General features: G+C 32.8%; 10 protein-coding genes. 8 read left to right on the top strand and 2 right to left on the bottom strand.

The window, feature by feature from the left end:
• Positions 1-148 precede the first annotated feature (148 nt).
• From queD to EB819_RS08995, 6 genes are all read left to right on the top strand, one after another.
• Positions 149-595 (top strand): 6-carboxytetrahydropterin synthase QueD, encoded by a 447-nt coding sequence (gene queD / locus EB819_RS09020; RefSeq protein WP_069798555.1) that lies wholly within the window; start codon positions 149-151, stop codon positions 593-595.
• Positions 596-698: 103 nt separating this feature from the next.
• Positions 699-1,499, top strand: coding sequence for a UDP-2,3-diacylglucosamine diphosphatase (locus EB819_RS09015; RefSeq protein WP_069798557.1), 801 nt, complete (start codon positions 699-701; stop codon positions 1,497-1,499).
• A 135-nt stretch (positions 1,500-1,634) separates the two neighbouring features.
• Positions 1,635-2,021: a GxxExxY protein gene (locus EB819_RS09010; protein ID WP_069798559.1), complete on the top strand. Its 387-nt coding sequence runs from the start codon at positions 1,635-1,637 to the stop codon at positions 2,019-2,021.
• A 37-nt stretch (positions 2,022-2,058) separates the two neighbouring features.
• A complete protein-coding gene (locus EB819_RS09005; protein ID WP_069798561.1) occupies positions 2,059-3,114 on the top strand; it encodes a LuxE/PaaK family acyltransferase in 1,056 nt (351 codons plus the stop codon).
• A gap of 9 nt (positions 3,115-3,123) precedes the next feature.
• The gene (locus EB819_RS09000) at positions 3,124-3,663 is read left to right on the top strand and encodes a hypothetical protein (protein WP_069798563.1); all 540 of its coding nucleotides are present in this window, start codon (positions 3,124-3,126) and stop codon (positions 3,661-3,663) included.
• Between the two features lie 127 nt (positions 3,664-3,790).
• Positions 3,791-6,646 (top strand): alpha-amylase family glycosyl hydrolase, encoded by a 2,856-nt coding sequence (locus EB819_RS08995; protein WP_069798565.1) that lies wholly within the window; start codon positions 3,791-3,793, stop codon positions 6,644-6,646.
• A gap of 158 nt (positions 6,647-6,804) precedes the next feature.
• Here the strand turns inward: EB819_RS08995 and gap are convergent, their stop codons facing one another.
• Both gap and pfkA read right to left on the bottom strand, forming a co-directional pair.
• A complete protein-coding gene (gene gap / locus EB819_RS08990) occupies positions 6,805-7,809 on the bottom strand; it encodes a type I glyceraldehyde-3-phosphate dehydrogenase (RefSeq protein ID WP_069798567.1) in 1,005 nt (334 codons plus the stop codon).
• 28 nt (positions 7,810-7,837) lie between these two features.
• Positions 7,838-8,824 (bottom strand): 6-phosphofructokinase, encoded by a 987-nt coding sequence (gene pfkA / locus EB819_RS08985; protein WP_069798569.1) that lies wholly within the window; start codon positions 8,822-8,824, stop codon positions 7,838-7,840.
• A gap of 110 nt (positions 8,825-8,934) precedes the next feature.
• On the opposite strand from pfkA, the gene EB819_RS08980 reads away from it, so the two are divergent.
• Both EB819_RS08980 and EB819_RS08975 read left to right on the top strand, forming a co-directional pair.
• The gene (locus EB819_RS08980; protein WP_069798571.1) at positions 8,935-9,288 is read left to right on the top strand and encodes a hypothetical protein; all 354 of its coding nucleotides are present in this window, start codon (positions 8,935-8,937) and stop codon (positions 9,286-9,288) included.
• 79 nt (positions 9,289-9,367) lie between these two features.
• Positions 9,368-11,737 (top strand): TonB-dependent receptor, encoded by a 2,370-nt coding sequence (locus EB819_RS08975; RefSeq protein WP_069798573.1) that lies wholly within the window; start codon positions 9,368-9,370, stop codon positions 11,735-11,737.
• The last annotated feature ends 91 nt before the right edge of the window (positions 11,738-11,828 follow it).

Below are 11,828 nucleotides of genomic sequence, written 5' to 3'. Positions count from 1 at the left end.
GGAAATTGAAATTTAAAAATTTATGAAATTTATCTTGAATTTTGTCTCGCTGATTTTGCTGATTGAGCAGATTTTTAAATCAAATTTAGGCTAATTAAATGATGGTTTTAAAACAAATTCAATTTCAAAAATTCTCTATCTTTGCACCATGATACGCATTACTAAAATTTTCACCTTCGAGACGGCGCATGTTTTGTATAACTATGACGGCAAATGCAAAAATATGCACGGACATTCTTACAAACTTTTTGTGACCGTAAAAGGAACTCCAATTAATGACATCAATAACGTGAAAAACGGAATGGTAGTAGATTTTGGAGACATTAAAAAAATTGTAAAAGAGGAAATTGTAGAAGTTTGGGATCATGCTGTTTTATTGAATGCATTGACGCCGCATAAAGAATTGGGCGAAGATTTGGCTAATAAAGGGCATAAAGTAATTGAATGTAATTACCAACCCACTTGTGAAAATATGCTATACGAAATTGCCGAAAAAATTAAAAATAAATTGCCTTCTCATGTTCAATTGGCGTATCTGAAACTTCACGAAACCGAAAATTCTTACGGAGAATGGTTTGCGGAAGAAAATTCTTAAAGAGCCAAGTAAAAAGTTAAAAGAGCCAATAAATAGAATTATTAATGAAGTCGCAGAGCGACGAAAAATATTTTACCCTAAGATTTTAATCTTAGCTAAAAAAATGAAAATCGAATTACAGCCTAATAAAAAAATCTATTTTGCGTCTGATCAGCATTTTGGTGCGCCAACTCCAGAGTTGAGTAAGCCAAGAGAAGCTAAATTTTTGGCATGGTTAGACGAAATAAAACACGATGCACAAATTTTATTTTTGATGGGCGATTTGTTTGATTTTTGGCACGAATGGAAATATGTAGTTCCGAAGGGTTACGTGAGGATTCTAGGGAAATTGGCCGAACTGAAAGACAGTGGAATTGACATTTATTTCTTCGTTGGAAACCATGATTTGTGGATGAAAGATTATTTGGAAGAAGAAATCGGCATTCCAGTTTTTTTCGAAAAACAATATTATGAAGTTTCTGGGAAAAACTTCCTTTTAGCGCATGGAGACGGACTTGGACCAGGCGATAAAGGTTATAAGAGAATGAAAAAACTCTTTACTAATCCTATTGCGCAATGGTTTTTTAAGTGGCTTCATCCTGATATTGCGATGAAAATTGCGATTTATTTTTCTACCAAAAATAAGATGATTAGTGGAGTAGAAGACATGAAGTTTTTAGGCGAGGACAAAGAATTTCTTATCATTTATTCTAAAGAAAAATTGAAATCTGAAAATTTAGATTACTTCGTTTACGGTCATCGTCATTTGCCTATGATTATAGATTTGAAAGTTGATGGGAAGGAAGCGAAACATGTGAATCTTGGCGACTGGATTTCTTATTTTACGTATGGTGTTTTTGATGGAGAGGAATTTAAAATATTGAAACACGGAGACACAGAGAATGCACAGAGCACACAGGAATAAAAAGCTTTTGCAAACTTTGTAAGTCCGTGGTTTAAAGAAATAAGGAGACACAGAAAATAACAGAAAACACAAAATTAATTCTCTGTGAGCGCTGTGAAAAACTCAATGTCTCTGTGGCTAAAAAAATAATATAGTATGCACGAAAACGAAATTTCTAAAATTATTTTTGATTTGGGACTAAAAATTCATAAAAATCTTGGTCCTGGACTTTTGGAAAGTGCTTATGAAGAATGCTTATTTTATGAAATTTCAAAAGCTGGATTATTTGTAGAAAAACAAAAACCAATGCCATTAATCTACGAAGAAGTGAAATTAGATATTGGCTATAGAATTGACTTATTAGTTGAAAAAAGCGTTGTAATAGAAGTGAAATCCTGTGAAGCACTAAACGATGTGCATCTTGCTCAAGTTTTAACATATTTAAAATTAAGCGGTTGTAGATTGGGATTACTTATTAATTTTAATACTAACTTATTTAAAAACGGTTACAGAAGAATATTGAACGGAAATGTTTCCTTATAATAACTCTGTGAACTCCATATAAAATCTCTGTATCTCTGTGTTTAAAAATATTTTCAATATAAAATCTGAAGCAGATTTCCAAGCGGCATGTTTGGAAATATTTTTCTATCAGTACGAAAATGTAGAAGTTTACCAAAAATTTGTAGATTTTTTAGGTAAAAACCCTTCGGAAATTAAAGAAATAAAAGATATTCCGTTTTTACCCATTGAAATGTTTAAAAACCATTTGGTATTAGACAAAGTCTTCGGCTCCGCTAAGACTGACAAACCTTTAAGCTATTTTCAAAGTTCGGGAACTACGCAAATTCAGACGCGTTCTAAACATTATATTGCAGATTTTAACCTTTACGAAGAAAGTATTTATAAGAGTTTTGAGCAGTTTATAGGGAAACCAGAAGATTATATTTTCTTAGGATTATTGCCCAATTATTCAGAAAATCCGCATTCTTCATTAATTTATATGGTAGATTTTTTGATGAAAAAGTCTGGAAAGCCTGAAAACGGATATTTTCTCTATAATCACCAAGAATTGTTTGAATTGTTACAGAAATTAGGTCAAGAAAATAAAAAAGTAATTCTTTTCGGTGTTTCTTTTGCTTTGTTAGATTTTTTAGATTATTGTCATTCTGAACGAAGTGAAGAATCTGTTTCAATTCGTTCGGAATACCTCACAGTCATAGAAACTGGCGGAATGAAAGGCAGAAAAGCTGAAATGACGAAAGATGAACTTTTGAAAATTCTACAAAAAGGTTTCGGAACAGATAAAATTTTCTCTGAATATTCTATGACAGAACTGCTTTCTCAGGCATATTCTCTAGGCGAAAATATATACGAAACGCCTAATTGGATGCGTGTTCTCATCAGAAATACCGAAGATCCGTTTTCTTATATGGAAGCAGGGAGAACTGGCGCTATTAACATCATAGACTTGGCGAATAGACATTCTTGCAGCTTTATTGCGACACAAGATTTGGGCAAAATTGTAAATGATTTTGAGATTCTTCACTATGCTCAGAATGACAAACATGCGTTTCAGGTTTTGGGAAGAATTGACCATTCTGATATTCGCGGTTGCAGTTTATTGGTTTCATAAAATTCTGCTATGATTAAAGTAGAGGAACTTACTTTTGCCTATATTCAAAAATTTTGCGATTTTGAGAAAGATATTGTCTTGACCAATCATTTCCATACCGATTGGGAAGCTGATATTTTGGTGATTAATCAGGAAGGTTTTTCTCACGAAATTGAAATTAAGTTATCGAAGAGCGATTTCAAAAACGATTTCAAAAAATTTTATCAAAATCAAAATAGCGGAGAAAAATTTCTGAAGCATGACAAAATTGGTTGTGGTGATTATGTCTGTAATTATTTCAGCTTTCTATTGCCAATGGGAATGATTGCGTTGGAAGAAATTCCCCAGCATTGTGGCGTGATAGAATTTTATCACAATGAAGATACTTGGAAAACGGAATTCTATATCCGAAGATTACCGCAAAAAATTCATGAAGATTTTTATTGGAATTTAGTAGACCAAAAAGATTTTTTAAGAAAATTATCTAGAAATTTTTACTTCAAAAAACTAGAATTAAAAGGAAAAACAGAAGAATTTATTTTCAGAAATGAATTGGGAAATAAAAAATAATATTCCTTTTTTAAGATTTGTGTTAAAAAAAATGACTTTTTTTTCTAGAAAAATTACAAAAGTCATAAAAAAATGCTTCTTAAAAAGATTTCTTTTATATATCTTTACCTTTTGAAAATCAAACGAAATGAAACATAGATTTACTTTATTATTAGTACTATTAATGCAGTATTTTGCATTTAGTCAGACCTTAGTTAATGTAAGTTATTCTGTTAATCCACCTACTTTTGAGGAAACAGAATCTATAACAGTTACATTTACCGTTAATGAAAGCTCTTTTGGTGTAGCTTCTTCTCATGCGCTTTATTTGTGGGCTTGGACTTTTGACTCAGCTAATGCAATTCAAGATGCTTCGACTAATGGATCGTGGACTAATTCTGGAACAGCTAGTAAATTAACTTATGTAAGTAGTTCAGGTACTACAGGTACTTATACTTATACCATGAATACTGTAAAATCTTTTTATGGTAATAAAACAACTCCTTTGTCTAGAATAGGATTTTTAGTAAAAACACTTAACGGTAGCTTTAAATCACAGGATATAGTTCTTCCTGTTGGGAAATTTCAGATGAACTTAACCAATCCAGTTGCGGGAAGTACTAACATTTTAAATTCTGGAAGCAGTGTAGTAGTAAGTGCAACCGCTTCACAAAATGCAACGTTTAAACTGAAAGCTAATGGAAACGTAGTGAACTCTACAAGTACTGGTGCTACTTCTTATAATTATTCTTACACCGTTACTCAAGATGCGGCTATAGAATTAGAAGCAACGAGTACTGTAAATAGTGAAGTGCAAACTAAATCCTTTACAGTGGTTACTACACCATCTGTTCAAACTGCTACTATTCCTTCTTGGATAAGACAAGGAATTAATTATGATGCGGCAAATCCTAATAAAATTGGTTTAGCTATTTATGCGCCTGGGAAAAATTATGTACATGTCATCGGTAGTTTTAATAACTGGACGGTAAGTAATGCGTATCTTATGAAAAGAGATACCACCAATCCAAATTTATATTGGATAGAAATTACGGGATTGACGCCACAGCAAATGTATACTTTCCAATACAGAACTGATGATGGTAAAAAGGTAGCAGATCCTTTTTCTAGATTGGTGCTTTCACCAGATGATGATCCTTATATAGAAGCAGCAGATTATCCTAATTTGCCAGCATATCCTGCTGGTCAACAGTTTGATGTTTCTGTAGTGCAAACAGGAATGCCTACTTATAATTGGCAAGTTCCTAATTTTACTAAGCCAGCTAAAGATAACCTTATTGTTTATGAACTTTTAGTAAGAGATTTTACAGTAGAGCAAAATTGGCAATCAATGATTGATAAAATTCCTTATCTGAAATCTTTGAGAATAAATGCAGTAGAATTAATGCCAGTAATGGAGTTCGAAGGAAATAATTCTTGGGGATATAACCCATCATTTCACTTTGCTCTAGATAAAGCGTACGGAACTTCTGATAAATTTAAAGAATTTATAGATAAATGTCACCAAAATGGAATTGCGGTAATTCTAGATATAGCCCTTAATCATGCTACACAAAGAAATCCATTAGTAAGATTATGGAATAATGATCCAGATGCAGACGGTTATGGAACGCCTAACTCTTCTAATCCTTATTTTAATACTGTTGCAAAGCATACGTATAATGTACATGAAGATATGAATCATTCTTCTGCTGCTACTCGTTATTATGTAGAAAGAGTTTTAGAACAATGGATTACAGAATATAAAGTTGATGGTTTCCGTTGGGATCTAACTAAAGGATTTACACAGAATTGTAATTCTTCTGATCAAACATGTACCAATGCTTATCAACAAGATAGGGTAGATGTTTTAAAACTTTATGCAGATAAACAATGGAGTTTTGACCCAAGTTCTTATGTTATTTTTGAACATTTAGGAACGGATTCAGAAGAACAGCAATGGGCAAATTACAGAATAGGAGAAGGAAAAGGAGTAATGATGTGGGATATTCTGAACTATGCTTATAACCAAAATACAATGGGATTTGCCTCAGGTAGTAATATAAATAGAGCAGATTATGAAAGTCATGGATTTACAGAAAGAAGAAATAAAACCTATGGAGAAAGCCATGATGAAGAAAGATTAATGTATAGAAATCTTAATTCTGGAGCGACCAATGGAACTTATAATGTTAAAACATTATCCACTGCTTTAGAAAGACAAAAAACTTTTGCGGCAACTTTATTCACAATTCCTGGGCCTAAAATGATTTGGCAGTTTGGTGAATTAGGTTTTGATTTAAGTATCAATAGATGTACAAATGGAACGATAAATAATGGTTGTAGAACAGATTCTAAACCAAGTGCTTTTTCATCTACACTCAATTATTATAATGATACACAAAGAAAATCTGTTTATGATGCTTGGGCGAAAATTATCAATCTAAGAGTAAATAATGAAGTTTTTAATACCAAAACATATACTATCAATTCTGGTGATTTAATGCCTAGAATCTATATTTGGAATGATGCACTTCCTTCTACATCACTTAAAAATGTAGTGGTTTTGGCAAACTTCACGCTTTCTTCTCAGAATATTACGCCATATTTCCCTTACACAGGAACTTGGTATAATTTAATGGATAATTCTACCCTTAATGTAACTAATACTACAAGTCCAGTAACACTAAATCCTGGTGAATTCAGAATTTTTGGAAATGCAACAGCTTTGTCTACTAATGATATAGTAAAACCTTCTCAGTCTCAGAAATTAGAAGTGTTACAAAATCCTACTACAAACGGAACAATTCAAGTTAGATATTCTAATGCAAAAGGTGGTAATCTTTATCTTTATGATTTAAGTGGTAAAATGCTTAAAACTCAAAAAGTTTCTGCCAATTCTGGAGATGATACCATTTCAGTAAGCAATTTACAAACTGGTAATTATTTACTGATGCTGAAATCAGATCAAGGAATGTCTGTTTCAAAAGTAATTATTAAATAAGATTACAATATATGATCAAATAAAAAGCCATTCGAAAGAGTGGCTTTTCTATTTTTGAAAATAGAGCAAATGGTTTTTCTATTTTCGAAAAATATGGACATGAAAAAACCTTCAGAAACATTCCGAAGGTTTTTATGTTTGATATTATTTCTTTCTGATTATAAAGAAGCAGAGTGTAATAATAAATCTGTTAACTTGTTAGAGTAACCAGTTTCATTATCATACCAAGAAACTAATTTTACGAAGTTTGGAGATAACATGATACCAGCATCTTTATCAAAAATAGAAGTTCTCTTATCTCCTACGAAATCTTGAGAAACTACTAAATCTTCAGTGTAACCTAGGATTCCTTTTAATTCACCTTCAGAAGCAGCTTTCATAGCAGCACAAATTTCTTCGTAAGAAGTAGCTTTTTCTAATCTTACTGTTAAATCTACTACAGAAACGTCAGCAGTTGGTACTCTGAAAGACATTCCTGTTAATTTTCCGTTTAATGAAGGAATTACTTTACCTACAGCTTTAGCAGCACCAGTAGAAGAAGGGATAATGTTTAATAAAGCACTTCTACCACCTCTCCAGTCTTTCATAGATGGGCCATCTACAGTTCTTTGAGTAGCTGTAGTAGCGTGAACAGTTGTCATAAGACCTTCTACGATTCCGAAGTTTTCGTGAACTACTTTTGCTAAAGGAGCAAGACAGTTAGTAGTACAAGAAGCGTTAGAGAAAATTTGTAAATCAGCAGGTAATTCTTTGTGGTTTACTCCCATTACAAACATTGGAGTATCGTCTTTAGATGGAGCAGAAAGAACTACTTTTTTAGCACCTGCATTAATGTGAGCAGAAGCTGTACCTTTATCTAAGAAAAGTCCTGTAGATTCTACGATGTAATCTGCACCTACTTCGTTCCATTTTAAGTTATTAGGGTCTCTTTCAGAAGTGATTCTGATTGTTTTTCCGTTTACTACTAAGTTATTTCCTTCTAGTCTTACTTCTCCATTAAATTTGCCGTGAACAGAATCATACTTCATCATGTAAGCCATATATTCTGCGTTGATAAGGTCATTAATCCCTACGATTTCAATGTTATCTCTTTCTAACATTGCATTGAAAACTAGACTTCCAATTCTACCGAATCCGTTGATTCCTACTTTAATTGTTGACATATTTTTTGTTTTTAGTTGTTTAATTAAGTTACATTGCCAAGATTTCTGCAATCTGGAGTAAATCTTGATTGATTTCATTATGCTTTTTAATCGCATCTTCTATTGGCGTAAAAACTAAATCGTTTGATCTAATTCCTGCCATTACATTCGTTAATCCTTTCATAAGTCCTACCACAGCTCCATATCCCATTCTACTTGCCAAAACTCTATCTGCACAACTTGGCGCACCACCTCTTTGGATGTGTCCTAGAATAGAAACTCTAATATCATAATCTGGGAATCTTTGTTTAGTTTGTTCAGCTAACTCATAAGTAGAAGCTAATCTCTCACCTTCAGCTACTATAACAATACTAGAAGTTTTTCCTCTTTTTTGTGCTTTTTCGAAAGTTTCGAACAAATCTTCTAAACTGTCTTTTTTCTCAGGAATAAGAATATCTAATGCTCCAGAAGCAATACCACTGTTCAAAGCGATAAATCCAGCATCTCTTCCCATTACTTCGATGAAAAATACTCTATTATGAGAGGTAGCAGTATCCCTAATTTTGTCAATGGCTTCCATTGCAGTATTCAGTGCAGTATCATAACCGATGGTAAAGTCTGTACCGAAGATATCATTATCAATCGTTCCTGGAACACCAATTACTTTTACGCCAAATTCTTCTGCGAAAATTTTAGCTCCTGTAAATGTACCGTCTCCACCAATACATACTAAAGCGTCAATGCCGTTTTTCTGGCATTGCTCGAAAGCTTTTTGTCTACCTTCTTCGGTTCTGAATTCTTTAGAACGAGCCGAACGAAGGATAGTTCCTCCTAAATTGATGATATTGCTTACAGAACGAGGTCCCATTTTGGTAAAATTACCTTCGATAAGACCAGTGTAACCACCTCTTACACCTATACAATCTATTTTATGGTAGTTAGCAGTTCTTACCACTGCTCTAATTGCTGCATTCATTCCCGGTGCATCTCCACCCGAAGTAAGCACCGCGATTTTTTTCAAACTTGCGTTACCCATAGTATTTTAATTTGACATGCAAATTTACAAAATAATACAAAACGGGATACCATGTTTTTGGTCATATTTGATTTTTTGGCTATTAATAAAATATTGCTATTTTTGTAGGAATGAACAAAAAATTACATTCAAACAGAAGATTTCTGGCGTCACTTTTTGCAAGTGTATATCTGTTTGCTGTAGTGTTTTCGGGGTTTTTCCATACCCATACCAATAATTTCAAAGAAGATTTACTGTCTTTTAGCAAGAAACCCGTTTCTGAAAAAATTGTAAATTTTGGTGGAGTAGATGATTGTTTCTCTTCACACTTTTTTAATGCTGGGATAGGGATTTTAGATTCCGATGCAAATTTTCTGTTCATTATTTCTAAAAAATTTACGCTTAAAAATTTCCAATATCACTTTACTGTACCTACAGAAAAAGTAGTATTCTTCTCATTACGGGCGCCACCAGTTTTCATTTAGATTTTTTACGACTTGCGATGCTATTTTTAGAAGTTCGCAAATTCCTTTATTATTTCAATTTTAACAAAAATTAATCTAAATGTTAATCAAAAAAATATATTTTTTTGTTGCAATGTTTCTTGCAACACAGTTGGTAATGGCTCAATATAAATTAAGTGGAAAAATCACTGATTTTGATACTCAAGAGCCTGTAAAAAATGCTTCGGTTTATTTGGTAGACCTTAAAAAAAGTACTGTTTCAGACCAAAATGGTAATTACGCTTTCCAAAACTTAAAATCTGGAAAATATTTTGTGGAAATCACAGGAGATAACTATACTTCATTATTGGTTTCCATAGAAGTGAGTCAAGATGCTGTTTCTGATTTCACTCTTCAAAAATCAGCCAAAGAAATAGATGAGGTGGTGGTAACAGCAGTAACCAGAGCTTCGGAACTTAAAAAGATTCCAGTAGTCATTAAATCTGTAGATAAAAATATCATCAACCAAAATGCTTCTACCAATTTAATTGATGGATTGAAAAATATTCCGGGAGTGAACCAAATTACTTCTGGAACGGCTATTTCTAAACCTGTAATTAGAGGTTTAGGTTACAATAGAGTAATCACTTTGGTAGATGGAATTAAGCAAGAAGGTCAACAATGGGGCGGTGAACACGGAATAGAAATCGATGAATTTTCGGTGGGGAAAGTAGAAATTGTAAAAGGTCCAGGAAGTTTAATGTACGGTTCAGACGGAATTGCGGGCGTACTGAATTTTATTTCTCCAAAAGCAGCTGCAAATGGTAAAATCGAAAATCAATTAATTACCAATTATCAAACGAATAACAATTTAATTGCGACTTCTTTTTCGAATAAAGGAAACAAAAACGGCTTCGTTTGGGAAGGAAGATTGACCAATAAATTGGCTGGTAACTACGAAAATAAATATGACGGAAAAGTCTTGAACTCTGGTTTCAAAGAATTTGATGGCAACTTAATGTTAGGAATCAATAAAAACTGGGGACATTCTTATTTCAACGTGAGTTCTTATAACACTACTTTGAATATTGTAGAAGGAGAAAGAGATGCTGATGGAAAATTCACGTTCATCAATAGTAATGGCGATGATGTTACTGCGACAGATGAAGATTACAAAGGATATAAAATAGGATTTCCGCATCAGAAAATCAATCACTTGAGATTAACTTCAAATAATTATTTTTTATTGAAAAACGGAACCATCAATGCTGATTTTGCTTTTCAAAACAATAAAAGAAAAGAATTTGCAGATGCAACCAATCCTGATGAAAAAGAATTGTTCTTTGATTTAAATACCTTCAACTATAACGTAAGATATAACGTGAAAGAAACCAATAATTGGGAAACTTCTTTCGGAATTGGAGGGATGCAACAATCGAATACCAATAAAGGAGTAGAAGCGCTTGTTCCTAATTATCAATTTTTCGATGCGGGAGCGTTTGTTTACACGCAGAAAACTTTTAACAAAAATCTGACTTTAGCGGGAGGATTGAGATTTGATAATAGAAATGTAGATGCTCAAGAAATGCTCGAAGATACCGATGTGAAATTTGCGCAATTTAATAAAAATTACAGCGGAATTTCTGGAAGTTTAGGTTTGTCTTATCAATTAGACAAGCAATCTACTTTAAAATTAAATCTTTCTAGAGGTTTTAGAGCACCGAATATTGCAGAACTTTCTTCTAACGGAATTCACGAAGGAACTTTCAGATACGAAATTGGTGATATTAACCTGAAATCTGAAATCAGTCACCAAATTGATGCTGCTTATTTCTTAAATTCAGACCATATTAGTTTTGAATTTACACCGTTTGTGAACTTCATTTCTAATTATATCTATACCGAAAAAATGCAAGATGCCAACGGAAATGATGTAATTATTGACCCAAATGATCCAGTTCCTGCATTTAAATTTACTCAAGGAAACGCTCAGCTTTTCGGTGGAGAAGTTTTCTTGGATTTTCACCCACATCCATTTGACTGGTTGCATGTAGAAAATTCATTTTCTTATGTAAGAGCTACGCAGAACAATCGTCCAGAAAACGAAAAGTTCTTGCCATTTATTCCTGCGCCAAAATATCGTGGAGAGATTAAAACCAATTTTGAGAAGGTGAATAATACTTTTTCTGATTTTTATGCTAAATTTTCAGTAGACCATTATTTCAAACAAAATAATATTTATAGCGCTTTTGATACAGAAACAGCTACTCCTGCTTACACACTTTTGAGTGTAGGAATTGGTGCAGACATTAAAGCATTTGGCAAAAAAGACTTTTTCAATGTTTTCATTAGCGGAGAAAATTTAACAGATGTAGCGTATCAGAACCATTTGAGCAGATTAAAATATGCTCCAGAAAACTCAGCAACAGGAAGAATGGGCGTTTTTAACATGGGCAGAAATTTCAGTGTGAAACTGATGATGAATTTCTAAAAATCCAAGAAAATTACTTTCTTGAGATGATGAAATTCTCTGTAAAGCGAATGGACTTTTTATAAGGAAAATTTACCTATAAAAAATGCTT

Origin of the sequence: Cloacibacterium normanense (assembly GCF_003860565.1) — a bacterium.
Lineage (GTDB): Bacteria > Bacteroidota > Bacteroidia > Flavobacteriales > Weeksellaceae > Cloacibacterium > Cloacibacterium normanense.
Note: the sequence above shows the minus strand (reverse complement) of the source record. Positions and strands in the feature narration are given on the sequence as shown.